Origin of the sequence: Streptomyces sp. CGMCC 4.7035, assembly GCF_031583065.1 — a bacterium.
GTDB lineage: Bacteria > Actinomycetota > Actinomycetes > Streptomycetales > Streptomycetaceae > Streptomyces > Streptomyces yaanensis.
The window spans coordinates 4,906,176-4,928,599 of record NZ_CP134053.1 but is presented as its reverse complement, the minus strand read 5'-3'; the positions used below and the strand labels follow the sequence as shown (position 1 = coordinate 4,928,599).

Below are 22,424 nucleotides of genomic sequence, written 5' to 3'. Positions count from 1 at the left end.
GGGGGAATCGTCGGCATTACAGCCACGCGGGCAGTGTCGGCAGGGCGGGTGGCGAGGCGGTCAGGCCGTTGCCGGTGGTGCGGCCGGTGAGCCAGCCAAGCAACTCCGCGGTGGATCCCTTCACGTCGGTCGTGGTGGCGAGGGGCTCGTTGGGCCTTGTCGTCAACGAGAGTCCGCCCGGCTCGGCACGGACGATCATGGCCGGGCAGTCATCGTGCCGGACCAGTGTGGCGACGACGTCCGGTAGCAGGGCTGTGGCCAGATCCTCGGGCAGTGCGGCGAACGTGATGCCGGTGCCCAGATCGACGAGATGGATCCACACCTCCCGGATCCGCAACCAGGGGATGAGGGCCGCATCCACGAGGCGTCCCTGGGCGGTGCGCACTGTACGGGTCCAGGCGGCGTCCGGCATCTCGTCGAGGGACTGCTGGAGCCGGACGGCGCTGTCGCGGACGTCCTTGAGGATCACCTGCGGGGCCCGGTGAGCGCCTTCCTCGATGTCACGCAGACGCCCCGCCGCGCCGTGGGGATACATGAGCGTCTCCACGCCCGTGGCGGCCCAGGTGACCAGGTTGTTGAGAGCGTCGGCGTTGCGTGCCAGGTGAGTGAGCAGGTGAGCAATGGTCCAGCCGGGCAGCGTGGACGGGGCGGTCACCCATGCCTCGTCGGCCCCGTCGATTTGGCCGCGCAGCACACTCGTCCCCTCGTCCAGCCACTTGAACAGAAGAGGACGAGAGGCGGCCTCACGCGTCATGGGGCTTCTCCTGGACGCAGTGGTTGCGGCACTCGCCGAGGCCTTCGATCCGGGTGGTGAGTACGGTGCCGTCGCCGAGGTACTCCTTGGGCGCACGGGCCTGGCCGACACCGCCGGGAGTGCCGGTGGCGATGACGTCCCCGGGCTCCAGCGTGATGATCGTCGACAGGTAGGACACCAGGGCCGCGGCCTCGAAGACCAGGTCGCCGGTGTCGGCCTGCTGCTTGGTCTCCCCGTCGACCTCGGTGGTGAGGGTGCGGGAGCCGGAGCCTGCCTCGTCGGAGGTCACCAGGACGGGTCCGAACGGTGTGGTGGCCTCGAAGTTCTTGCCCTGCAGCCACTCCTTGGTGCGGTACTGCCAGTCCCGGGCCGTGACGTCGTTGAGGACGGCGTATCCCGCGATGTGCCCGTCGGCCTGCTCCTCGGTGACGTTGCGGGCCCGCGCTCCGATGACGACCGCCATCTCGCCCTCCCAGTCCATGGCCTGCGACGCCGCCGGCAGCACGATGTCGTCGTAGGCGCCGATCAGGACGGCGGGGAACTTGGCGAAGAGCGTGGGGTACTGGGGCAGCTCTCGGCCCATCTCGAGGATGTGGGACCGGTAGTTGAGGCCCACGCAGAAGATCTTCTGAGGGCGAGGCACGACCGGCGCGTAGTCGAGCCCGTCCAGGGCGTGCCGGGCACCGTCGGCGGTCGCGGCCAGCTCACGCCAGCCGTCCTCGGCGAGCAGCGCGCCGACGTCCGGGTGACCGGTCTCGACCGCTTCCGTCTCGTCGATACGGACGGCGGCCGTGCCGGTGCCGGTGCGGATGGTGGCGAGCTTCATGAGCACTCCCTGCGGGCGAGGTTGAGACGTTCGAAGATGGGGGCGTCGCTGAACCGGAAGAGGTCCAGGTCGGTGCGGGCCTCGATGGCGACCTCGCACCACGACGGCACGGCGATGATGTCGCCGCGTACGACGTCGGTGCGCTTTCCGTCGAGGGTGATGGCGCCGGACCCGTCGAAGACCTGCCACACGCTCGACCCGGTCTCGCGGACGGCCGCGGTGCGGTGCCCGGCGGCGACGCGGTGCATCTCGGTGCGCAGTGTGGTCAGTGCGTCGGCCCCCGTGGTGGGGTTGCTGAAGCGCACGGCGGCATGGCCGGGTTCCGCCAGGACCGAGGGGTGTCCTTCGGCGGCGACTTCGAGCTGAGCCGTCAGCGCCGCGTCGGTGTGTTCCCAACGATAGGCGGCCAATGGTGAGTTGGGCGTGTCCTTCGCCATCGCGGAGAGCGGACGCAGGCCCGGGTGCCCCCACACGCGCTCGGAGCGGGAACGGCGCGGGGTCGACCGATCGGTCACCCCGTCCTCGCCGAACTCGAAGAAACCGGTGTCGGTGCCGGACACGAACGGGATGTCCAGACCGTCCAGCCAGGCCATCGGCTGAGGGTGCGGATTGTGGTGCCCGTGGAACTGCCATCCCGGCGTGAGCAGAAGATCGCCCCTGCGCATGGCCACGGGATCACCGTCGACGACCGTCCACACACCTTCGCCCTCGAGGACGAACCGGAACGCGTTCTGACTGTGCCGGTGGGCCGGCGCGACCTCGTTCGGGCCGAGGTACTGGATGGCCGCCCACAGAGTGGGAGTCGCGTACGGGAGCCCGGGCAGGCCCGGGTTGGACACGGCGATGGCGCGCCGCTCCCCGCCGCGTCCCACGGGGATGAGATCGCCCGCGCGGGCGGCCACCGGGTACAGGTCGTCCCAATGCCAGATGTGCGCGGTGGCCTGCGGCGCAGGCGTCATCGGCATGAGGTCCTCGCGCTCGGTCCACAGCGGGATCAGCCCGAGCCGGTTGAAGTCCTCGTACAACTGCTTCTCCGCGGCGGAGACTTCGGCCTGTCCGGCAGACGCCGCGGGTGCCTGCGCTTCGGTCACGAGAAGGTCCTTTTCGAGAGGCGTCCCAGATAGTTCCAGCCGGCGCCGAGCTGAGTGGGATTCCAGATCTGCTCGCGCTTGAAGGCCGCCTCCTCGTCGTCGGACCACACCTTCGGCCCACCGGCGGCCATGGCCATGAGCTGCGTACGACACGCCCGCTCCAGCAGGACGGCGTACATCACGGCGGTCCCGGCGTCGGGGCCGACCGTGACGGCGCCGTGCTGCGGCATGAGGCACGCGGGCGCGTCGCCGAGCGCGTCGGCGAGCGCCTTGCCGAGTTCCGCGGTGGCGATGAGCGCGCCGGTCCTGGTGAAGCGCGGCACCTGCGGGTCGCAGAACACGGTGCCGTCGTGGGAGATGGGCCGCAGCGGTACGTCGAGCGAGGCGAAGGCGCTCAGGGCTGGTGCGTGCAGGTGCACGACACAGCCGACCTCCGGGCGCCGCGCCATGATCTCGGTGTGGATCGGGTACTCGATGTGCCGCTTGCCCTCTCCGTGGAGGACCTCGCCCGCGCGGCTGACCAGCAGCACCCGCTCGGCGCCGATCTCCTCGAACCCCCAGCCGGAGGCCTTCATCCAGACGCCGTCGCTCTCCGGGTCGCGAACGGCGGCGTGTCCCCACACCATGTCGGTCAGGCCGGCGGCGGCCAGGGCGCGGCTGGCCCGTACGGTCTCGTCGATCTCTTCTTTCATCACGGTCCTCGTAGGTCGGGTCAGGCGGCGAACGCCTGGTACAGCCAGTCCAGGTCGGTGTAGTCGTCGGCGCTGCGGCGTCCGAAGACGCGGTCGCGCAAGGCCGAGATCGTGGAGCCGTTCTCGGCGTGCCAGACCTGGCCCCAGCCGCGGGCGACGCGCTGCACGAGCGCGGTGCGGGGGATCCGTTCCGCCTGGTAGGCGGCGAAGGCCTCATCGATGTCGCCGCTGTGCTTGGTCAGCTGCCGGGCCAGGCATTCGGCGTCCTCGATGGCCTGGCAGGCCCCCTGGGCCAGGTACTGGAACATGGGGTGTGCGGCGTCGCCGAGCAGGGTGATGCGCCCGCGGGTCCAGTTGTCCAGGGGCTCTCGGTCGTACATCGGCCAGCGCCTGGACGTGTTGAACATCTTCACTGATGCGCGGACCTGCTCGCATGACGTGGCGAAGGCCTGCTCGAGTTCGTCCGGCCCGCCCCACTGGTCGGTGTGTTCGATCTCCGGCGTGTACTGGGAGCTGCGGAAGACGGCGACCTGGTTGTAGAGCTCGCCGCGCCGGATCGGGTACTGGACCAGGTGCCTGTTGGGGCCGATCCAGATGATCTCGTCGTCCTGCTCGACGGGCAAGGCGATCTGGTTCATGGGCAGCGCACCGCGGTAGGCGACGTACGCGTCCGTGATGGGACGGTCGTCGGAGAGGAGCTGCCGGGTGCGGGACTTCAGGCCGTCGGCGCCGATCAGGGCGTCGGTGCGGTAGCTCTCACCGTCGGAGAAGTGGACGACGGCGGTGGTGGTGTGGTCCTCGATGTCGACGACCTGGCGGTTGTTCTCCAGGGTGACCTTGGGGTGCTCGCGGCAGGCGGCAAGCAGGACGTCGAGCAGGTCGCCGCGGTGCAGCACGCTGTACGACTGCCCGTAGCGCTCGCGGAAGGCGGCACCGAAGTCGATCGTCGTCAGGTGCTTGCCGGTGTCGGCGTGCATGAACACCAGATTGCGCGGGCGTACGGCCACCTCGTCGATGGCGTCGAGGACGCCGAGGGAGTCGAGGATCCGCATGGCGTTCGGGGCGAGCTGGATGCCCGCGCCGATCTCGGCGAACTCAGGTGCCTGCTCGACGATATGAACTTCGAAGCCGGCCTGCGCGAGGGCCAGGCCGGTGGCCATGCCACCTATGCCGCCTCCGATGATGAGCAGTGGGACGTGTCGCACGGTCACTCCTTGTTCCAGTTGGCGACGAGTGGGGTGTCCACTCCGATGGGGCCGGTTCCGTACGCGCCGCCGGGGCTCTCCAGCGGGGCGTCCTTCCCGGGCAGGGTCACCGAGAAGAACTCGGCGTTGTCCTGGGCCCAGGTGGGGTCGGCCTTCTTGGGCGTGGCGATGGCGTCGACCGGGCACTCGGGCAGGCAGGCCCCGCAGTCGATGCATTCGGTGGGATTGATGTAGCGCTTGGTGAGTCCCTCGTAGATGCTGTCCACGGGGCACACGTCGACGCAGGAGCCGTCGAGTTCGTTGATGCACTTGTCGTTGATCACGTAACCCATGAGGCGTCCTCCTTCAGGGGGTCGGGATCGGTGGGCGTTCGCTTGAGTGGCCGGGGAAGAGGTCCTCGTCGGGCCGCAGGCGTACGGCGATGTTGTTGACCGCGGTGGCGGCCTCGCCGAAGCCCACGACCATCAGCCGGACCTTGCCTGGGTAGGTGGTGATGTCACCGGCGGCGTAGACGCGGTCCACACCGGTGCGCATGTCGGTGTCCACCTGGATCTGCTGCTTGTCGAGCGTGAGTCCCCACGTGGTGAGGGGGCCGAGCGAGGCGATGTGGCCCAGGGCGGGGATCAGGACGTCCGCCTCGACCGTCTCCAGCCCCTGGGTTCCGCAGTCGCGTACGGTCACGGCCTTGAGCGACTCGGCACCGTGTACGTCGGCGATCTCGCTGTTGGTGAGGACCCGCACCGGGGAGTCCATGAGTCGGCTCACCGAATGCTCGTGGGCGCGGAACCTGACCCGGCGGTGCACGAGTGTCACCTGACGCGCGTGCGGGGCAAGGGCGTTGGCCCAGTCGACGGCACTGTCGCCGCCGCCGACGATCACAACCTGGCGCTCGGCGTATTCGTGGGGAGGAGCGACCAGGTGGTGGACGCCGTCGCCGGTGAACCCGTCCAGGGCGGGCAGGGGTCGCGGGGTGAAGCGGCCGATGCCGGCGGTGATCAGCACAGCACCCGCGCGGATGACGCGTCCCGCGTCGGTGGTGACGGTGACCGCGTCCGCGTCGTCCCGGCGCAGGTCTACGGCGCCTTCCCCGAGCACGACGGACGGTGCGGCGCTCTCAGCCTGTCGAGTCAGCCGGTCGACCAGTTCACGACCGGTGACGGCCGGGAACCCGGCGACGTCGAAGATCTCCTTGTCCGGGTAGAGGGCGGCCACCTGGCCGCCGAGGTGGGGCAGGCTGTCCAGGAGGGTCACTTCGAGCCCCCTCATCCCCGCGTAATAGCAGGCGAAGAGACCGGCGGGGCCGGCGCCCACGACGAGGAGTTCGGTCTCGCACGAGGCAGGCGGCCCCGGCCGCTGGACGGAATCGGACATCATCGGCTCCCCAGAGATACGTCGGCGACGGCTTCGTCGGCGACGAGTTCGGCGTAGGCACGGGCGGCCCCCGGATGCAGCGGAAGCGGGGTGCGTGCCACTGCGGCGGCTTCGGCAGGACAGCAGCCCCGGGCCAGGTATCGGGCAGTCAGGCGGGCGAGTCCCTCGTCCAGGTCCGCGCGGCACAGCACCGCGAAGTCGGAGCAGTCGAGTGCGGGCAAGTCGTCTATCAGCGGGGGGAGTTGACCCGCTCGCGCGATTCGGGGGAGCCAGCCCTGCGCGGCGAAGCCGTGCAGCACCCGATCGCCCCAGGGCAGGTACCTCACCTGCCGCTCGGCCACGACTGCCCGCCAATCGGGCGTGGCCATCGGGTCGTGGATCACGACGTCTGCCGCGCCTGAGGCGTAGCGGGCGGCAGGATGCTCGTCGTAGACGAAGTCCACGTCACCGCCACCCACCCCGGCCATGCGCAACGCTCTGTGCACGGCGAATCCCACGAGGCTGACGCCGTCGTCGGCGCACGTCGCGACGGTGATGCGAGCAGAGTGCGTCGCGAGATCGGCGACGGCGTCGAGCCCCAGAGTGGCGTCGGCCGCGACGACAAGACTGCCGCGGCGTGGGATCACCCCCAGAGCGAACAAGCCCTTGAGGTCCCCGAAACGATAGAGGAGGCGCAGCGCCGCAGCCGGCGTGACGACGGCGATATCTGCTTCCCCGGTGAAGAGTGCGGCGGTCTCGTCCAGACCTCCGCGCCCCGCCCGGATCGTGTACCGCACGTCTTTCGACACGAGCCGGCGCAGCCCCTGATCGAACAGACCACGGATCTGGTGCAAGTCGCCCCAGCCCTCCGGCCGCTCGAGCTCGCCGGTCATGAGGGAGTCCTGCGAACAGGCCTGGGCAGGTCCGGACGGAGAAGAAGCGGTGGTGATGACGCAGTGGGCAAGTCCAGACGCTGAAACATAGCGGCTCCTCCAGAACATCAGCGATGACGCATCATGCGGAACAGTGTTTCGGAGAGTGGCCCTTTTTGGAAGCCTGAGCAAGGCTGGAAAATCCTGGGATAACGTGCTCTGCGTGGCTGGAGAAAACGACGCCCTTGACGAGTCGGCTCAGGTGGAGCCCTCCTCGGGGCTCATCGGGGCTGTCGTCAACGTGCTGCACGTGCTGCGCATGTTCGAAGATCACGAAGTGATCCGCGTCAACCAGGTGGCACGCGACCTGGGCATGTCGCGTTCCACGGTTCACCGGATGCTGGCGACTCTCGGGCACCACCAGTTCGTGGAGCGGGACCCCGAGTCCCGTGGCTACCGGCCCGGGCCGGCCTTGGTCGACATCGGTCTATCCGTCGTCGTGAACATCGACATCCGCGCGATCTCCCGAGAGGCGCTGGTGCGACTGCGGGACGAGACGGGGGAGACGGCTCACCTCGCCACCTTGCGAGGGGCCGACGTGGTGTACCTGGACAGCGTCGAGGGCACGCGGGCCGTGCGTACGAGAAGCGGCGTCGGCTGGATCCTCCCCGCGCACGCGACGGCGATCGGCAAGGTCCTGCTCGCCGAGCTGCCGGAGGCGGACCTGGCAGCGCTCTACCCGACCGGCGACCTCGAGGCGCTCACCCCGCGGACATTCGACACGCTCGAGGTGCTCCGTCCCGAGCTGGCGGCGATCCGGCAGCGCGGTTATGCGACCAGTGACGGCGAGAGCGAGGCCGACGTCTATGGGGTGGGCGCGGTTGTGCGGGACAGGCATGGCCGTGCCCGTGCCGCGATCGCGGTGTCGGCGCCCCGCTCCCGCGTGGACGAGGCGTGGGTCGAGATGGCTACGGCGTCCGTGATGCGCATCTCCGGGGAACTGCGCGAGCGCATCGGCTGACGCGCCACCGACACGGGCGGACGACCGGGCGTGACTGTCGCCCCTCGGAGGGCTCCCGACCTCTTCCGTGGAGAGGGGAGCGGAAGCTGCGACCGCTTCCCGAGTCGGGAAACCCGAACGCCTTCGACGGAATCAGCTGACCCCGTCTCCGATCGCGGGGCCGAGGCGCCTCCGTGCTCCGCAGCCGGCGCTGACGCAGACCGACTCGACTTTCCCCAGTCCGAACGGCACACCAGAGAAGGCCCGGCAAATGGCTGTCACGACCCCCACTTCCACCATTGCGTCTCCGAGGCTGAGTAGACGGCAGACGAACATCGTCTTCGTCACCATCCTGCTAGGCGTGCTCCTCGCGGCGATCGACCAGACGATCGTGTCCACGGCGCTGCCGACGATCGTCGCCGACCTCGGCGGTACGGGTCACATGGCGTGGGTGGTCAGCGCGTACATGCTGGCCGAAGCGGTATCGACAGTTCTGGTGGGCAAGTTCGGCGACCTGTTCGGACGGAAGCGGGTCTTCCAGGCGAGCGCGGTCGTCTTCGTGGCGGGATCGGTGATTGCCGGAGCCGCCAACAGCATGGTGATGCTGATTGCCGCCCGCGCTGTCCAGGGCATCGGCGGTGGCGGGTTGATGGTCACAGCGATGGCCCTGATCGCGGACGTGATCCCGCTCCGCGAACGCGGTAGGTATCAAGGAGCGCTCGGCGCCGTCTTCGGCGTCACCACGGTCGTGGGACCGACACTCGGCGGCCTGCTCACGGACCACGTCAGCTGGCGCTGGTGCTTCTACGTCAATGTGCCCGTCGCCGTCGTCATGGTGACGATGGCGGCCCGACCATCCCGGCCGTGCGGGCCGCGACGCGACCCGTCATCGACTACGTCGGCATCGCCCTGGTCGCTCTCGGCACGTGCGGTCTGGTCCTCGCACTGGAATGGGGCGGCACCGAGTACGCCTGGAGTTCGGCGACCATCCTCGGGCTGATAGCGGCATCGCTCGTCCTGCTCGCGGCCTTCGTGTTCGTCGAGACCCGGGCCAAGGAGCCCATGCTGCCGATGGGCCTCTTCCGCAGTCCTGTCTTCCTCGTCTGTTCCGTGCTCAGTTTCATCGTCGGCTTCGCGATGCTGGGCGCGATGACCTATTTGCCCACCTACCTTCAGTATGTGGACGGGGTCTCCGCGACCGCGTCCGGTGTACGCACCCTGCCCATGGTCGTCGGACTGCTGGGCACGTCGATCCTCTCCGGCACTGTCGTCAGCCGTACGGGCCGATACAAAAGGTGTTCCCCCTCGCCGGCACGGCTGTCATGGCGCTCGCCCTGTTCCTGATGTCGACGATATGGGCGGGACACCGGTGTCCCGTTGGAATCCCTCTACATGTTCGTTCTGGGACTCGGTATCGGCCTGTGCATGCAGGTGTTGACGATCGTCGTGCAGAACACCGTCCCGTACGCCCAACTGGGTACCGCCACCTCGGGTGTCACGTTCTTCCGGACCCTGGGCAGCACCTTCGGCGCGGCCGTCTTCGGCACCCTCTACAACAGCGATCTCGGACCCACTCTGAAAGAGGCCCTGGCCGCCGTCCCCGGAGTGCCGGCCGAGGCGGTGCAGAGTCCGGCAGGCGTCAAGGCGCTGCGTGCCGCGCAGGCCGCTCCGATCATCGACGCCTACGCGGATGCCATCAACCACGTCTTCCTTTGGGTCGTCCCCGTCGCGCTCGTCGGCTTCGCCGCCGCCTGGTTCCTCAAGGAGATGCCTTTGCGTGACAGCGCCCGCGCCGGGGCCACCGACCTGGGGGAGGGCTTCGCGGCCCCGGACTCAGCCGACCGCGTCGCCCAGCTGGAACGCTCTGTCGCCGCCGTGATGAGGAAACCGCGGCGCGAGGACGACGGCACTCCCCAGCGGATCCTCGCCGACTCCGGCAGCCGGCTGACGCCCGGACAGGCCTGGGTCCTGGGGCAGACGTACGTACGTTCCCGTATCTGGGGAGGGGGAGCGACGATCCACGCGATAGCCCGTGCCCACCGGGTGCCCGGCGACGTCGTCGAACCCGTCTTCTCCGGCGTCGCGCGTGCCGGATACGTTCAGATCGACGACGGCCGTGTCCAGCTCACCCCGGCCGGCGAAGGCGAACTCCAGCTCCTCCGAGCGGCGTGGCGCCGCTGGCTCGACACCCGGCTGGACGACTGGTCGGTCACCGACCCGGACGACCGTGCCTTCCTGGAACAGGCCCTGGACAACATAGCCACCCGGCTGCTCGACGAAGAACAGACCCGCTGGGGGCGCTCGGGCGTCTGACCGGCAGACAGAACACCAAGGTGAGGGCGTCGGGTGGCTTCGATCCACCCGACGCCCTGCCCTCTGTCCGCTGCCTATTCGAGATTGCGTGCGGTCTGCAGCAGCAGTGCGAGCAGCTGTGCCGGTGCTTCGGTGGGGAGACCGGCGAATGCCGCCTCGTTGATGCCTCGCGCGAGCTCTTCCACCTGTGGCATGAGTTCCTCGGCCCGAGGAGTGAGCCGAATGATCGCTCGGCGGCGGTCCTCCTCGTCCTGAACCCGGGTGATCAACCCGTCGCGTTCCATCCGGCGCAGGGTGAGGGCCATCGTCGGCTGCTGGATCGCCGAGACCTTCGTGAGCTCACCCTGTGTCGCCCCGCCGACGGCGGACAGCGTAAAAAGCGCGGGAAGGTATGCCGGGGTGAGCCCGAGGGGGCGGAGCACTTCGGCCATTCGACGCTCGAACAACCGAGCGCACCAGTTGACCGTGAATCCGGCAGATTCGAAGCGATTGAAGTCCATCTGCCTCTTTTCAACGGTGTGCGCTCACTGGCGCCCCCGTGCCACCGCCCGCCATTCGTACAGTTCACGGTGCACCTGCCGGTGGGCGCTCGAATCCTGCTTCAGCCTGTGCTGGATCATAGACGTAAGGCCCGCCGGACCGCAGAGATACCATACGGTGCCTTCAGGCCTGCTGGCCGCGAGACGGTCGACAGCGCCCTCGTCGAGCCTTCCGCCCAGCGCGCTGAACGCCGGAGTGAGTGTCAGCCACGGCAGCTTGCGGGCGTACTTGGACAGGTCTTCCCAGCACGGCACATCGCAGGCATCCCGTGCCGCGACGACGAGTTCGACCTTCCCGTGCGACGGCTGGTCCGCGTCCGACGCGCGCTGCGCCGTCCGCAGGACCGACAGGAACGGCGTGATGCCGGCTCCTCCCGCGATCCAGACCTGGTGCTGAGGGGCGTCGGCTCCCGCCGATGGCGTGAACGCTCCGAGCGGGCCCTCCACGCGCACCTGATCGGTGACCGACAGGCCGGTCTGGGCCGCGCCCGTCCAGTTCCCGGACGGGCGGATCAGGACGCTGATCCGGCCGTCTCCTTCCGCGCTCGTCAACGTGAAGGGGTGAGTTTCCCGCGCCCCGGCGGCGGTTGCCGTCAGGAACACGAACTGACCTGGCCGCTGCGGGGCGATCCGCCGTGCCCCTTCCGGCTGCATGACGACCTCGAGCCCACGCTCTCGTTGGACAGTCTCGACGATGGCGTAGCGGACCCCGCCACGGGCTTTGTCCACCACGCGGACGATCAGGCTCGCGATACCCAGGAGGGCGAAGAAGCCGAGCACTCCCCCCAGCGGGCCGGTCAAGGAGAACCACAGGCTCGCAGCGCTGAGCATGTGCGCCGTCAACACGAGAAAAGCGAGTCCCGTGGCCATGTGAACCCGCTGCCACTTGTCGTAGGGCACCTTGGTGTTCATCGCGAGGGCGATCGACCCGACGAGAAGCAGAGTCCCCGCGGCCCCGAGCGGAAGCGCCATGCTGAGGTCGTCCAGGATGCTCGTCCTGCGGTCGACGGTCGACGCGATGGGGATGAGCACCAGATGCAGCCCCAGCACTCCGACGATGATCGTCCCGATCAGACGGTGGGCGACGTAGACCCGATCGAGCGGCCCGAACAGCCTCTCCAGCACCGGCTGTCGGGTCGCGAGCAGCAGATTCGTCGCCATCATCGCGTACGCGAGTGTGCCTGGGAGGACGGCCAGGCTGGTCAGCCATCCCGATGTGGGGCCGAGGCGCAGCACGCTCGCCGTCAAGCCGATGAATACGCAGCCGAGAATCCAGATGCCCCAGCGTGGCCTTCGAAACATACATAGCATGCTATATGAATCGCCATGCCCTGTCGACGGGAGCGAGGTGACCTCGGGTCGCACGCACCCCTCAATGATAAGGCACCTTATATTTTGATGTAGAATTAGAAGGCACCTTACATCGAGGGAACGAGGGCTCGCTTCTTATGTCCACACCCACGACCGCCGAACCGCGCCACGCACACCATCCCCCCGTGGTGGATGCCGCACCTGCGGAGCCAGGTGCCACCGGAGTGAAGGGTGTCCTGCTCCCGGTCGCGATTGTGCTGGCCATCGGCGCCATCTTCGTCACTGTGTTCCTGTCCGCCTTTCATGCCCCGAAGCCGCACGACCTGCCGGTCGCGGTTGTCGGCACCACCGCACAGGTGGAGCGGATCGACGAAGGCCTGGAGCGCGGACTGCCCGGCGGGTTCGAGGTGAAGCGCTACGCCGACGGGAGCTCGGCTCGGCGGGCGGTCGAGGACCGAAAGGTCTACGCCGCCTACCTGGTGGGCGAGGGCAAGTCCTCGGAGCTGCTGTACGCCGGAGCCAACGGCCCGTCCGTGACGTCCACCGTGACCGGCGCGTTCTCCGCGGTCGCCCAGGCGAGCGGGGACCAGCTCGGTTAGCGTGACATCGTCCCGGCTTCGGCCGGTGACACTCGAGGGATGTCGGTCTTCTACGCCGGATTCGGCGTCGTTCTGGCCGGCTTCCTCTTCGGAATGATGACGTACCAGATGGCGCCGCGCCTGCAGTACCGCTTGCGGATGGCCAGCCTGGCCGCGTTCAGCCTCCTTGGGGGCGTCATCGTGGCGCTGATCACCGGCAGTCTCGGTTTCGCCGCGCTGCCCGGTTCCTTCCTGGGGATCGCGGGGGTCACCGCGCTGATGGCAGCGGCCGTCGGCGGCGCGACCATGGTGTTCATGCGCCTGGTCGGCCGAGCCGGTATGTCTCTGGCCTCGGTGGTCCTGCTGACCTTCGGCAACAGCACCAGTGGCGGCACGATGCCCACCGCCTATCTGCCGGACTGGCTGCATCCACTGTCCGAGATCCTCCCGGTGGGAGTCGGCGTGCGCGCCCTGCAGGGCCTGTCTCACTTCAACAACGACGGCCTGGTGATCGGCGTCGTCGTTCTGACGGCGTGGACCCTGGCCGCCGCCGCGACGCTCTACTGGCGCGACTCGCACGCCCCGCGCCGCCGCGCGGTCGCCGGCTGAAGCCCTGTTCGTCGCCGGGAGACCTGCCGGTCCGGTTCGTATGGGGTGGCCGGCCCGGTGGCTGCGCCCTCCGTGGGGACGGGTGGGGCGCTGCTGCAAGGCCCGGGACCACGATTGCCGTGGTCCCGGGCCTTGCCGTTGACAGCGCACTCCAGGTCGGCCTCGGCCCGGTGTCTCCGCGCAAACAGTAAGGTGCCTTCTCGTAGACTGTGGTCGTGAAGGACGACGCGTTTCCTACCACCAACTACCTCGCCTGGCAGTTTGCGCAAATCATCGCCGGACGATTCGAGCGGGCCCTGCGTGACGAGGACCTCACCCTGGCTCAGCACAACGCCTTGCTCCACACCGTGCGGACGCCGGGACTCTCCGCCGCGGACATCGCGCGCCGGTCCGACATCACGGCCCAGTCGATGGGGGCCGCGGCGAACCAGCTCATTCAGCGAGGGCTGCTGCGTCGTGAGCCGCACCCGACCAGCCGCCGCAGCATGTGTCTGTTCGCCACCGACGAGGGGCGCGCCGCGGCCGCCCGTGCGGCGGCGATTTCCCGGCGCATCGAATCGGAGACGACCGCGCCGCTCTCGCCCGACGACAGCAGCACCATTCATCGTCTGCTGTACCGCCTGATCGAGGAACTGAACCCCGACGCCCTCGCCTAGAGTTCCGAGAGACCGGTCCGCGGAGCCGCCGGAGGTACCGGGCCCCGCCCCGCGCCGCCGGTCGGGCAGGGGACCGCGCTTTCGGCCGTGACGCCGACGGTGAGTCGGCCGACGCGGTCCACGATCAGCTCGACGGCGTCGCCGTCCTGGATCGGGGCGACGCCGGCCGGTGTGCCGGTGGTGATCACGTCGCCGGGTTTCAGCACGGTGACCGTCGAGACGTAGGCGAGGAAGTGGGCGGCCGACCAGATGAGGTCACGGGTGTTGGCCTTCTGCCGTGGCGCGCCGTTGACGGTCAGCTCCAGGCCGACGTCGTCGGGCGAGCCGAGTTCGTCCGGAGTGACGAGCCAGGGCCCCATCGGCGTGAAGGTGTCGAAGGACTTCCGTGTGGACCGGTCCTCGCCGCCCCGCATGGTGATGTCCATCAGGCCCGTGTAGCCGAAGACGTGGTCCAAGGCCTCCTCGGGGGTTACATGAGTGGCACGGCGGCCGACGACGAGGGCGAACTCGGCCTCGTGGTCGAAGCGACGGTCGCAGTACGGCAGGCGGACCGTGCCGCCCGGATCGAGGAGCGAGGACGGGGACTTGAGGCAGAAGCCGAGCGCGCTGATGTGGAAGGCCTTGCTCATCTCGGTTTGGTGATCGCGGTAGTTGACAGGAGCGGCCACGATCTTCGTGGGATCGGGTATGGGGGAGCGCAGCCGTACCTCGTCCAACGGCAGTCCCGCCGACGGGCCGGCCCCGGCGGCCAGTTCCTCCAGCAGCGGACGGATGTGGGCGAAGTGCGCGACCATGCGGCGGGCGAGGCTGCCGGGACCCGGGGCAAGGCGGGCGGTGAGGCGGTCGGTGATGTCCAGGACACGACCGTCCCGTACGAGACCGATACGGTCGTCGTCGAAGCAGGCGATGCGCATGCGGGCTCTCCAGATGTGAGCTTCAGCGGGCCGGAGTGATCTCGACGGAGTCGGTGGCTGCTTCCTCGCGATACAGGGAAAGAGCCTCCAGAACGGGGGCGTCGCTGACCGTGAACAGGTCGAGCGACTCCTCCGCGACGACGGTCACCGACGTCCAGGAAGGGACGGCGATCAGGTCACCGGGGGCGATGTCGTACCGGGTTCCGTCGAGGACCACGAAACCGGCACCATGGAAGACGGCGGTGAGTGAGGAGCCCGTGCACCGCAGGGCCGGAGCCGAGTGGCCGGGCATGTAGCGGTGCATCTCGCATCGCATGGTCGGCATGACGTCGCGGCCGCTCGTCGGATCCGCGAAGCGGACGTGTGCGTGCCCCGTGGCGGAGGTCTCCGCATCCGGCACGGTGAACTGGCTCGCCAGCGCGCGGTCGGTGTCGGCCCAGCGGTGACGCAGGAGCGGGGAGTGGGCAGTCGGCCGTGTGGGCCGCTTACCGGGGAGCAGGCCCGGGCCTGCTCCGAAACGGCGCTCCGAGGCGGAACGAGCAGGGTCGGCGGACTGCGCCGCGGGCTCGGGCCCCGGTTCGAAGAACACCGCCTCCAACGCCTCGACCAAGGGCAGGTCGAGTGCGTCGAACCAGGTCATCGGGGCGTCGCCGGGGCTGTGGTGCTCGTGCCAGGTCCAACTGGGGGTGAGCACGAGGTCCCCGGCCGCCATGCGCAGCGGATCGCCGTTCACCATCGTCCACACGCCCTCGCCCTCCAGGACGAAGCGCAGTGCGGCGGGAGTGTGCCGGTGCGCGGGCGCCGCCTCCCGAGGCCCGAGGTACTGCAGCGCACCCCACAGAGGGGCGGATGCGTACGGACCACCCCCGAGCTCGGGATTGCTGAGTGACAGCACCCGGCGGTTACCGCCTCGGTCCACCGGTACCAAGTCCCCGGCACGTCCGCCCAGTTCGCGCAGCTCCTTGCCGCGCCAGCGATACGGCACCGCCCTGGCCCTCGGGGTGGGGGTGAGCAGACCGCTCAGCTCCCACAGCGGCTGGAGGTCTCTCTCCGCGAGGTCCCCGTGCAGGTCGCTCAGTGCCGGATCACCGGGTGCGTCGAATCGCCGAGTCGGCACGCGCTTTCTCCTGCTCGTGCTGTGCGGAGGCGGCCTCGCGCAGTGCGTGGTGGGCTCTGGTCACGGCATGGGTCTGGATCACCGTCCGTGCCCAGCCCCAGATCTCCGCCGGGAAGGGGTCGTTGACGTGGCGGCAGGATCGACAGGTGCGGCCCTGCTCCGAGTTGCGTCGGTCGACGAACTCGATGGAGCCGAGCGTGGTGGGGAACTGACGTACCGGGGAGTCGGACTCGCCGTAGCGGGCCGCGTCGTAACGGGGGAGCGGGAACGGCGTCGAGTCGTAGTCGTAACGGACCAGCTCTTCCTTGCAGTTCCTGCAGCGGGCGATGAGCGCCTCGGTCTGGGGATTCTTCTCGTCTCGCAGGAAGGAGTTCACCCCGTGCAGGTGCTGGGTCGCCATGATCTGGCCCGTGGCGAGCATCGCCTCGTTGGAGCCGTAGGTGATGGCCACCTCGTTCACCGCGTTCCAGTGGAAGAAGTGTCCGTACTCGTTGTCGGGGCCGCCGATCAGGACGGCCCCGCAGGGGACGATCGAGCCGGCGTGGTCGTAGGGGAATAGGGGCGTCAGCTGTGAGGCGGCCTTGGCCATGGATACGAAGACGTTGGCCTTGAGCGGTTCGCGATCCGGGTCCGGTGCCGGGATGCGTCGTGTCTCTTGGAGGCCGACCTGCTCGGCGACGTGCTCGCTCACAACGGCTCCTCGTAGAGAGAGATGTCGCATGATGCAGAACAGTGATCGCAATTGTGGAATACGCGAGAATGGCAAGCATTGCGAAGCGTGAAGCGTGCTTCTTGATTTACATAGCTTGCTATGTAAATGTATGGATGGAAACCATGGGAGGAAACGGATATGGCGGACGCACTGTCTCGTGAGAGCTCGGTCGGCTACCAGGTGAACCATATGGCTCGCCTGTTCGCTCAGGCGCTCGCTGTCCGCATAGCGCCGTACGGAGTTGTCCGCGGCCAGTTCGCCCAGCTCCTCGCCCTGTTCGAGCAGGACGGCCTGTCGCAACGCGAGTTGTGCGACCGGGTCCGCGTAGAGCAGCCGACCATGGCGAACACCTTGCAGCGCATGGAGCGCGACGGACTCGTCCGGCGCGTTCCCGACCCCTCCGACCGACGCCGCACCCGAGTGCATCTGACCGAACATGCCCGGGAGATCGAGCAGAAACTGCTCTCTGCAGCCCTGGCGGTGAACGGAGCCGCCACCGCGGGCCTCACCGACGCGGAGATCGCGACCTATCTGGACCTGACCGCGCGAGTGATCCACAACCTGGAAGCCGGAGCCGGGCAGTAGCCCCGTCCGGTGCCCGGCGCCCACTGGAGAAGCGCGATGAACCTGCACAGCCACCTCGCCCAGCGCACCCTGCGCCTGCCTCCGCCCCTCACCAGGAACGTGACCGTCGAGCGCGGCCTGCGTGTCCCCATGCGGGACGGGGTGGTCCTGCTGGCCGACCGCTGGGCTCCGAAGACCGCGACCTCCCAGTCCACGCTGTCGCTGACCACGGGAAGCGTGACCGGGGCATGGGCCCCGATGAGCGAGCCGTCGTACTTTGCGAACGGCGTCGGGTACCGAGGCGTGTCCCGGCCCATCTCCTTGATGTGCGTGGCGTAGTTCAGGCCAAGGGAGATGATCTTGTTCGGGTGCGGCGCCAAGGGTGCGAACTCGGTGTCGGTGGCTGCGACCCGCTCACCTTTCGCGCTCTCCGTCACCTGGGCCCAGTCGCCGCCGGAGCCGAGCAGCACGCCGAGATCGGCGTGCGGGAGCAGCGCATAGGAGTCTCCCGCGCGTCGAGCCGCCCGCCTCCCGTCGCCCACTCGCAGAGTCGCAAGTTGCTTGCGAGGCGCACCTCTCCTTGATTGACCAATGCGAACACCGATCGTACGCTAGTTGCGTATAGCAGGATTGATGTCCTGCAAAACGAGACAAGCAAAGGGTGGCAGCATGGCTATCACCGGACTCGGCCACACCGGACTCTGGGTGTACGACCTGCCGAAGATGCGGGACTTCTACGAGCGCGTCATGGGGCTGACCGTTACCGACGAGGACGCGGACTTCGGGATCGTGTTCTTCAGCGCGAAGCCGGATGAGGAACATCACGAGTTCGTGCTCCAGACCGGACGGACGTCTCCCATCGGCGACAAGCAGCAGCACCAGATCTCCTGGCGGGTGGAGTCCGTGGAGGATCTGCGCGCCTTCCACCGGCGGTTCGAGGCGGAGGGGGTGAAGGTGCAGCAGGAGGTGACCCACGGGAACGCCCTCGGCATCTACTTCTTCGACCCCGAGAGCAACCGCAACGAGGTCTATCTGCGCATCGAGCGGGATGTACGGCAGCCCTTCCGCAAGACCATCGACTTCGCGCTGTCTCCCGAGGAGATCTGCGCGGAGGCCGAACGGCTGCTCAGCGACGGCGGCGCCGCCTACCAGCCCGTCCAGTAGCTCCGGCGGAGCCGTCCCCGCTCGCGGTGGGGGTGGCTCCGGTGTTGTAGGTGCAGCGGGCGGCAGCCCCTTACGATGTCCTGCATGACAGGACGAAAGTCAGAATCTGCAGTCCCGGTCAGCCAGTACCGGGAGCGCAACTCGACCGCGGACCGCGCACTCGACATCCTCGGGCTGTTCACGGAGAGCAAGCTGTCCATTTCCGGGCAGGAAGTCGCCACCGCGCTGGGGACGGCGCGCTCGACCGCTTACCGCTATCTGCAGAGCCTCGTGGGGAGCGGTTTCCTGGAAGAGGATCCGGGCGGCGGGTTCCGTCTGGGGCTGCGGGTCCTGGAGCTGGCGCGTCTGGCCCGGCGCGGATACGGCCTGTCCGAGGTGGCCCTGCCCGTGATGCGGGACCTGTCCGCCGAGGTCGGCGAGACGGTGCTGCTCACCCGGCGTGCCGGAGGAGCCGCCATCTGCGTCGAGCGGTGCGAGGCGGAGCATCCGGTGCGGATCTCCTACGAGCGTGGCAGCGTTCTGCCGGCCAACGCCGGGGCCTCTGCCCTGGCGCTGCTCGCGTGGCTGCCCGAGAAGGAGTCCCGGGAGCTGCTGGAGGGGCAGCGTCTGCAGCGGTTCACCGCGCGCACCATGACGGACGTCGACGTGCTGCTGGCCCGGCTCGCGGAAATCCGCCGTGACGGACACTGCGTCAGTCGGGGTGAACTCGACGCGGACATTCTCGGAATCGCCGCGCCCGTGCGGGGAGCCTCCGGGACTGTCCTGGCCGCGTTGAGCGTGGCCGCCTTGGAGCATCGCATCCCCGACCGCCGGCTCGACCAAGTGGTCCAGGCTGTGCGCGGCGCCGCCGAGCACATCAGCGAGCGGCTGGCGGTGACCGGGGACTGATCGCAGTCCTGGGGAGACGTCACCGGGCCGGCCGGTTCAGTCGGATGTGCTGAACAACAGGTGGACCGCGTCTCGTCATGACGGAATGCAGATCCGGGCTCGGGGCACCGAGAAGTTTCCTGGCGACCGTTCGTACGGCCCCTGTTGTGTCGTATCGAGGTATTCCACGGGAGAGAGGCCGTCGACCCGGGCGAGGAGCAGCGTCGGCAGCAGCTTGGCCGCCCGCGCAAGGGTGTCGTCCACGGCTTCCCATGTCACGTGTCGGGCGTAGGCGTCGACCAGGGCGTGGGCCGATGGGAGGAGCGCATGCCTTCGGCGGGCGACCACGAGTGTCTTGAGCACCAGGTGGTTGACGACGAAGGCGATGTCGAACGCCGGATCGCCGTACCAGGCGCATTCGCATGTTCTTGGGGCTGACGTCGCCAAGGACCACCGCCAGATGGGTCGTTGTCGTGGACCGGGCCACACGTCGGAACGCGTCCGCGAGACCGGGGTGCCTTCGCGCGGTCGATGCCATATAGGGCTCGATGCGGATGCTCATGAAGTTGTCGTCGGTGTGCAACCTGCCGATCAGGTCACCGACTGCCGCGGCGTCCCGCTCATGGACGGCCCCCGCCGGCAGGAGTGCCTTCCACACCGGATGGCTCTGCTCCGGCAGACAGCCCATCGCGAACAGACCACGATCCTCGTCGTGCGCCAGCGGGTCGGGCACCTGGCTGGGCACGAAACTGGTGGCGAACCTGAGCCAGTCCCCGCTCCAAGCGGTTCCTGCCGATCGGGGCGTGCCACTCACCCTTGACCCTGGGCTTCTCCAGGGCCCTCTTGACGCAGACCGTGCTGTCGGCCAGATCGACGCGCCGCAGTTCGGACGACACTCCGCCGCTGAGGGTGTCCAGAGCGGGGTGTGGCTGCCGGGCGCGGAACTCGAACAGTTTAGGGCGCTCCTCGGGCCCCTGCGGGTGACCGAGTTGGGAGCGGCGGACATTACTTTCCGTCCCGCGGAGGACGTGCCCGTCGACAAGGAAGCGACCGACCTGGTGCATCATGCGTTGGGTCTGCTCCGCGAGGACCTCCAGCGCAACGCCGTCGCCGTCGCGGGATCCCTCGACTGCCCGTGGGAGGACTTGGCCGAGGTCGAGGTGCGGATCACCTCGTCGCTGGAGTGCTGGAGGTGCCCTGCAAAGAGAAGCCCTCCGCCTTCAACAGCGCGGCCACCGTGTCCGAACCGACCCGGTGCCCCTGACGCGTCAGCTCGGCCGCCAGATTCCGGGTGGACTTCACCGTCCACAGCAGCGGAGATTCCGGGTCGCCGCGCTGGTCCGGCTCGACCAGAGCCAGCAACGCGGGCATCAGCCCCGGATCGGCCTCCCGCAAGGGCTTCCGACCCGCGCCCAGTGCCCGGACCCGGCCAGCGGGCTCCTCCGCGTGCTCCAGCTCCCGCTTCCCGCGCGACACCGTGGACTCCGCCACCCCGGCCGCTCCGGCCACCATGCGGATCCCGCCGTGGCCCAGAACGCGGGCCGCGGCGCCAAGCGTCAGTCGCTGCTGGCGCTCATCGAGATGCGGCAGCAACAGCCCGAACGCATCCACCAGCTCTGCCTTCGTCCCCTCCGACACCCCCGCATCCTACGACCCAACAGCCCACGAAAACCGAAGAGTTATTGATCGGCAGGCCCCTGATCACCAACAGAGTCATGTCGTCGGCTTTATGGTCCGAAAGTCAGCGTCAGGGTGACCTGCCCCATGGCCAGGGCTGCAAGTTCAGGTACTTGGAGAGCATGTTCCACATCCGTTTGGCGACTGACCCCGTCTTCGGTTTGATATTCGTGAAGAACCGGCTGACCATCCTTCCGTGGCCTTCCTCAAAACCGGGCCTTGACCCTTGATCCTGGACACACGAGACACTGGATCCTGAGGATCTGAGTGGACGTTAAGTCCGTTTCTGGTAGCGGCCTCGTCCGGGTTGGGTGAGGAAGCCTTGTCGGACGAGGCGTCCAAGGCGGCTGCGGGTGACGTTGACGGTCGCCTCGTCGGTGGGCATGCCGAGGAGTTCGTGCAGCTCGCGGGCTCGGAATGCCCGGCCGGGGTGCTGGTTGAAGGCGTTCACGATGGCCTGGTAGGCGGTGTTCGTCTCGGGCGGATCGGGCTTGTTCCCGGGCGGGACGCGTTCGGCGATGATCTTCCGGGTGGTGGCCAGGTCTGCGAGTCGCGCTTCGGTCTCGGCCAGGGCGGCGGTCAAGTGGTCGATCTGGTCGCGTAGTTCGCTGGCCCGGGCCGTGGTTTTGTCGTGCTGGTCCTGGAGGTCTGCCAGGAGCTCGCTGATGTTCACGCGGCCAGCCCGAGGGTGTCGCGCCAGGTGGGGGCGGCTGTGGTGAGGCGGCGGGCCATGTTCGCGATGGAAGCCCAGTAGACGCGCGAGGCGGAGGTGTCGGGGCGGTGGTCATACTCGCGGGCCAGGCGGCGGTGCAGCATCAACGTGCCGTTGACCTGCTCCACGATCCACCTCTTCGGTTGCGGGACGAAGCCTTTGCCCTGGTCTTCGGGGTTGCGGCGGACGACCTCGACGTCGATGTCCATCAGGGCGCCGTGGATGAGAACCTCGTCCTTGAAGCCCTGGTCCACCAGGGCCTTCTCCAGACGCATCCCGCACCGCTCGGCCGCCTGGTCGAGCAGGGCGGTGCCGGCGGCGTTGTCGTGGGCGGAGGCGGCCAGCACCACGACGCCGATGATCAGCCCCAGAACGTCGACGGCCAGTCCCCGCTTGCGCCCCGACACCTTCTTGTTGGCGTCCAGTCCCGTCGTGGTCTTCGGGACACCCGCGGCCGCGCGGACGGACTAAGTGTCGATGATCACCAGGGACGGGTCCTCTAATCGCCGGGCTCTCTCCCGTACCTGGCAGCGCAGGAGTTCCTGGATCCGCTGGTCGAGCCCGTCCTCGCGCCACAGGCCGAAGTAGTAGAACACCGCCGACCAGGCCGGGAAGTCATGGGGCAGATAGCGCCACTGGCAGCCCGTCCGGTTCTGATAGAAGATCGCGTTCACTACCTCCCGCAGATCGCAGGACCCGGGATCTCCGGTCGCTGACCGCGCCACCCTCTCCTGCTTCCAGGCCGTGATCATCGGCTCGATCAACGCCCACTGCTCGTCCGCTAAGTCGCTCGGGTACGGCTCTCGCTTCATGCCCCGCATCTCAACATGGACATGCCCAGCAGGCGGCCTGCGCGACGATCAGTACCACGATCGAGCGATCACAAACCGAGAAAGACAGG

26 protein-coding genes and 2 pseudogenes are annotated in these 22,424 nt (G+C 68.4%); 10 read left to right on the top strand and 18 right to left on the bottom strand.

What is annotated here, in order from left to right:
* Positions 1–16 precede the first annotated feature (16 nt).
* The 8 genes from Q2K21_RS21335 to Q2K21_RS21300 are packed head-to-tail and all read right to left on the bottom strand — an operon-like array spanning position 17 to position 6,811.
* On the bottom strand, positions 17–754 hold the full coding sequence (locus Q2K21_RS21335) for a maleylpyruvate isomerase family mycothiol-dependent enzyme (protein WP_310773393.1): 738 nt from the start codon (positions 752–754) through the stop codon (positions 17–19).
* On the bottom strand, positions 744–1,580 hold the full coding sequence (locus Q2K21_RS21330) for a fumarylacetoacetate hydrolase family protein (RefSeq protein WP_310773391.1): 837 nt from the start codon (positions 1,578–1,580) through the stop codon (positions 744–746). The genes Q2K21_RS21335 and Q2K21_RS21330 overlap by 11 nt, the downstream gene beginning before the upstream one ends.
* Positions 1,577–2,671 carry a cupin domain-containing protein gene (locus tag Q2K21_RS21325; protein ID WP_310773388.1) on the bottom strand — a complete coding sequence of 365 codons (1,095 nt, stop codon included), beginning with the start codon at positions 2,669–2,671 and terminating at the stop codon, positions 1,577–1,579. The genes Q2K21_RS21330 and Q2K21_RS21325 overlap by 4 nt, the downstream gene beginning before the upstream one ends.
* Positions 2,668–3,363: a class II aldolase/adducin family protein gene (locus Q2K21_RS21320; protein ID WP_310773386.1), complete on the bottom strand. Its 696-nt coding sequence runs from the start codon at positions 3,361–3,363 to the stop codon at positions 2,668–2,670. Before Q2K21_RS21320 ends, Q2K21_RS21325 begins: the two co-directional genes overlap by 4 nt.
* Before the next feature lie 20 nt (positions 3,364–3,383).
* The gene (locus Q2K21_RS21315) at positions 3,384–4,568 is read right to left on the bottom strand and encodes an FAD-dependent monooxygenase (protein ID WP_310773383.1); all 1,185 of its coding nucleotides are present in this window, start codon (positions 4,566–4,568) and stop codon (positions 3,384–3,386) included.
* A 2-nt stretch (positions 4,569–4,570) separates the two neighbouring features.
* Positions 4,571–4,900, bottom strand: coding sequence for an indolepyruvate ferredoxin oxidoreductase subunit alpha (locus Q2K21_RS21310; protein ID WP_310773381.1), 330 nt, complete (start codon positions 4,898–4,900; stop codon positions 4,571–4,573).
* A gap of 13 nt (positions 4,901–4,913) precedes the next feature.
* Positions 4,914–5,939 (bottom strand): NAD(P)/FAD-dependent oxidoreductase, encoded by a 1,026-nt coding sequence (locus Q2K21_RS21305; RefSeq protein WP_310773379.1) that lies wholly within the window; start codon positions 5,937–5,939, stop codon positions 4,914–4,916.
* Positions 5,939–6,811 carry a type 2 periplasmic-binding domain-containing protein gene (locus tag Q2K21_RS21300; RefSeq protein WP_310773376.1) on the bottom strand — a complete coding sequence of 291 codons (873 nt, stop codon included), beginning with the start codon at positions 6,809–6,811 and terminating at the stop codon, positions 5,939–5,941. The genes Q2K21_RS21305 and Q2K21_RS21300 overlap by 1 nt, the downstream gene beginning before the upstream one ends.
* Before the next feature lie 202 nt (positions 6,812–7,013).
* On the opposite strand from Q2K21_RS21300, the gene Q2K21_RS21295 reads away from it, so the two are divergent.
* The 4 genes from Q2K21_RS21295 to Q2K21_RS35850 all read left to right on the top strand — a co-directional run bounded on the left by Q2K21_RS21295 (position 7,014) and on the right by Q2K21_RS35850 (position 10,103).
* Positions 7,014–7,811 (top strand): IclR family transcriptional regulator, encoded by a 798-nt coding sequence (locus Q2K21_RS21295; RefSeq protein ID WP_310773374.1) that lies wholly within the window; start codon positions 7,014–7,016, stop codon positions 7,809–7,811.
* 250 nt (positions 7,812–8,061) lie between these two features.
* Entirely contained in the window at positions 8,062–8,790 is a 729-nt protein-coding gene (locus Q2K21_RS35860; RefSeq protein ID WP_386276339.1) for an MFS transporter, read from the top strand.
* Entirely contained in the window at positions 8,679–9,134 is a 456-nt protein-coding gene (locus tag Q2K21_RS35855) for an MFS transporter (protein ID WP_399045625.1), read from the top strand. The genes Q2K21_RS35860 and Q2K21_RS35855 overlap by 112 nt, the downstream gene beginning before the upstream one ends.
* Before the next feature lie 48 nt (positions 9,135–9,182).
* Positions 9,183–10,103: a hypothetical protein gene (locus Q2K21_RS35850; protein WP_386276341.1), complete on the top strand. Its 921-nt coding sequence runs from the start codon at positions 9,183–9,185 to the stop codon at positions 10,101–10,103.
* A gap of 74 nt (positions 10,104–10,177) precedes the next feature.
* Here the strand turns inward: Q2K21_RS35850 and Q2K21_RS21285 are convergent, their stop codons facing one another.
* Together Q2K21_RS21285 and Q2K21_RS21280 are read right to left on the bottom strand one after the other, a co-directional pair.
* On the bottom strand, positions 10,178–10,603 hold the full coding sequence (locus tag Q2K21_RS21285) for a MarR family winged helix-turn-helix transcriptional regulator (RefSeq protein WP_310773372.1): 426 nt from the start codon (positions 10,601–10,603) through the stop codon (positions 10,178–10,180).
* A 24-nt stretch (positions 10,604–10,627) separates the two neighbouring features.
* Positions 10,628–12,007 (bottom strand): ferredoxin reductase family protein, encoded by a 1,380-nt coding sequence (locus tag Q2K21_RS21280; protein WP_310773370.1) that lies wholly within the window; start codon positions 12,005–12,007, stop codon positions 10,628–10,630.
* Between the two features lie 131 nt (positions 12,008–12,138).
* Here Q2K21_RS21280 and Q2K21_RS21275 point away from each other — a divergent pair, with 131 nt between their 5' ends.
* From Q2K21_RS21275 to Q2K21_RS21265, 3 genes are all read left to right on the top strand, one after another.
* Positions 12,139–12,552, top strand: coding sequence for a YhgE/Pip domain-containing protein (locus Q2K21_RS21275; protein ID WP_310773367.1), 414 nt, complete (start codon positions 12,139–12,141; stop codon positions 12,550–12,552).
* 39 nt (positions 12,553–12,591) lie between these two features.
* Positions 12,592–13,140: a hypothetical protein gene (locus tag Q2K21_RS21270; protein ID WP_310773365.1), complete on the top strand. Its 549-nt coding sequence runs from the start codon at positions 12,592–12,594 to the stop codon at positions 13,138–13,140.
* Between the two features lie 215 nt (positions 13,141–13,355).
* Entirely contained in the window at positions 13,356–13,796 is a 441-nt protein-coding gene (locus Q2K21_RS21265) for a MarR family winged helix-turn-helix transcriptional regulator (protein WP_310773362.1), read from the top strand.
* On the opposite strand, the gene Q2K21_RS21260 is transcribed toward Q2K21_RS21265, so the two are convergent.
* From Q2K21_RS21260 to Q2K21_RS21250, 3 genes are read right to left on the bottom strand one after another with little or no spacing between them, the layout of a single operon-like run.
* Positions 13,793–14,710 (bottom strand): fumarylacetoacetate hydrolase family protein, encoded by a 918-nt coding sequence (locus Q2K21_RS21260; RefSeq protein WP_310773360.1) that lies wholly within the window; start codon positions 14,708–14,710, stop codon positions 13,793–13,795. The two genes, Q2K21_RS21265 and Q2K21_RS21260, sit on opposite strands and share 4 nt — an antisense overlap.
* A gap of 22 nt (positions 14,711–14,732) precedes the next feature.
* A complete protein-coding gene (locus tag Q2K21_RS21255; protein ID WP_310773358.1) occupies positions 14,733–15,827 on the bottom strand; it encodes a cupin domain-containing protein in 1,095 nt (364 codons plus the stop codon).
* Positions 15,796–16,518, bottom strand: coding sequence for a hypothetical protein (locus Q2K21_RS21250; protein WP_310773355.1), 723 nt, complete (start codon positions 16,516–16,518; stop codon positions 15,796–15,798). The genes Q2K21_RS21255 and Q2K21_RS21250 overlap by 32 nt, the downstream gene beginning before the upstream one ends.
* Positions 16,519–16,677: 159 nt before the next feature.
* Between Q2K21_RS21250 and Q2K21_RS21245 the strand changes: the two genes are divergently transcribed.
* Positions 16,678–17,124 (top strand): MarR family winged helix-turn-helix transcriptional regulator, encoded by a 447-nt coding sequence (locus Q2K21_RS21245; protein WP_310773353.1) that lies wholly within the window; start codon positions 16,678–16,680, stop codon positions 17,122–17,124.
* Here Q2K21_RS21245 and Q2K21_RS35845 read toward each other — a convergent pair.
* Entirely contained in the window at positions 17,067–17,420 is a 354-nt protein-coding gene (locus Q2K21_RS35845; RefSeq protein WP_386276354.1) for a hypothetical protein, read from the bottom strand. The genes Q2K21_RS21245 and Q2K21_RS35845 overlap by 58 nt on opposite strands.
* A 352-nt stretch (positions 17,421–17,772) precedes the next feature.
* On the opposite strand from Q2K21_RS35845, the gene Q2K21_RS21235 reads away from it, so the two are divergent.
* Both Q2K21_RS21235 and Q2K21_RS21230 read left to right on the top strand, forming a co-directional pair.
* Entirely contained in the window at positions 17,773–18,267 is a 495-nt protein-coding gene (locus Q2K21_RS21235; protein ID WP_310773348.1) for a VOC family protein, read from the top strand.
* 84 nt (positions 18,268–18,351) lie between these two features.
* Positions 18,352–19,155 (top strand): IclR family transcriptional regulator, encoded by an 804-nt coding sequence (locus Q2K21_RS21230; protein WP_310773346.1) that lies wholly within the window; start codon positions 18,352–18,354, stop codon positions 19,153–19,155.
* 75 nt (positions 19,156–19,230) lie between these two features.
* Here Q2K21_RS21230 and Q2K21_RS21225 read toward each other — a convergent pair whose 3' ends face one another.
* The 4 genes and pseudogenes from Q2K21_RS21225 to Q2K21_RS21210 all read right to left on the bottom strand — a co-directional run bounded on the left by Q2K21_RS21225 (position 19,231) and on the right by Q2K21_RS21210 (position 22,335).
* A complete protein-coding gene (locus Q2K21_RS21225) occupies positions 19,231–19,581 on the bottom strand; it encodes a hypothetical protein (protein WP_310773344.1) in 351 nt (116 codons plus the stop codon).
* 735 nt (positions 19,582–20,316) lie between these two features.
* Positions 20,317–20,745: pseudogene (locus Q2K21_RS21220) on the bottom strand (ISAzo13-like element transposase-related protein); the annotation flags it as partial.
* Between the two features lie 340 nt (positions 20,746–21,085).
* Positions 21,086–21,484, bottom strand: a complete 399-nt coding sequence (locus Q2K21_RS21215; RefSeq protein WP_310773341.1) for a hypothetical protein — start codon at positions 21,482–21,484, stop codon at positions 21,086–21,088.
* A pseudogene (locus tag Q2K21_RS21210) lies at positions 21,481–22,335 on the bottom strand (IS5 family transposase). The gene Q2K21_RS21215 and the pseudogene Q2K21_RS21210 overlap by 4 nt, the downstream one beginning before the upstream one ends.
* Positions 22,336–22,424: the final 89 nt, after the last annotated feature.

Excerpts from the sequence above, each read along its gene's own strand:
- Q2K21_RS35850 (WP_386276341.1), top strand. The coding sequence starts at position 9,183 with ATGTTCGTTCTGGGACTCGGTATCGGCCTGTGCATGCAGGTGTTGACG.
- Q2K21_RS21335 (WP_310773393.1), bottom strand. The coding sequence starts at position 754 with ATGACGCGTGAGGCCGCCTCTCGTCCTCTTCTGTTCAAGTGGCTGGAC.
- Q2K21_RS21245 (WP_310773353.1), top strand. The coding sequence starts at position 16,678 with ATGGCGGACGCACTGTCTCGTGAGAGCTCGGTCGGCTACCAGGTGAAC.
- Q2K21_RS21235 (WP_310773348.1), top strand. The coding sequence starts at position 17,773 with ATGGCTATCACCGGACTCGGCCACACCGGACTCTGGGTGTACGACCTG.
- Q2K21_RS21285 (WP_310773372.1), bottom strand. The coding sequence starts at position 10,603 with ATGGACTTCAATCGCTTCGAATCTGCCGGATTCACGGTCAACTGGTGC.
- Q2K21_RS35845 (WP_386276354.1), bottom strand. The coding sequence starts at position 17,420 with ATGGGCCGGGACACGCCTCGGTACCCGACGCCGTTCGCAAAGTACGAC.
- Q2K21_RS21330 (WP_310773391.1), bottom strand. The coding sequence starts at position 1,580 with ATGAAGCTCGCCACCATCCGCACCGGCACCGGCACGGCCGCCGTCCGT.
- Q2K21_RS21230 (WP_310773346.1), top strand. The coding sequence starts at position 18,352 with ATGACAGGACGAAAGTCAGAATCTGCAGTCCCGGTCAGCCAGTACCGG.
- Q2K21_RS21310 (WP_310773381.1), bottom strand. The coding sequence starts at position 4,900 with ATGGGTTACGTGATCAACGACAAGTGCATCAACGAACTCGACGGCTCC.
- Q2K21_RS21260 (WP_310773360.1), bottom strand. The coding sequence starts at position 14,710 with ATGCGCATCGCCTGCTTCGACGACGACCGTATCGGTCTCGTACGGGAC.
- Q2K21_RS35860 (WP_386276339.1), top strand. The coding sequence starts at position 8,062 with ATGGCTGTCACGACCCCCACTTCCACCATTGCGTCTCCGAGGCTGAGT.
- Q2K21_RS21270 (WP_310773365.1), top strand. The coding sequence starts at position 12,592 with ATGTCGGTCTTCTACGCCGGATTCGGCGTCGTTCTGGCCGGCTTCCTC.
- Q2K21_RS21300 (WP_310773376.1), bottom strand. The coding sequence starts at position 6,811 with ATGACCGGCGAGCTCGAGCGGCCGGAGGGCTGGGGCGACTTGCACCAG.
- Q2K21_RS21320 (WP_310773386.1), bottom strand. The coding sequence starts at position 3,363 with ATGAAAGAAGAGATCGACGAGACCGTACGGGCCAGCCGCGCCCTGGCC.
- Q2K21_RS21305 (WP_310773379.1), bottom strand. The coding sequence starts at position 5,939 with ATGTCCGATTCCGTCCAGCGGCCGGGGCCGCCTGCCTCGTGCGAGACC.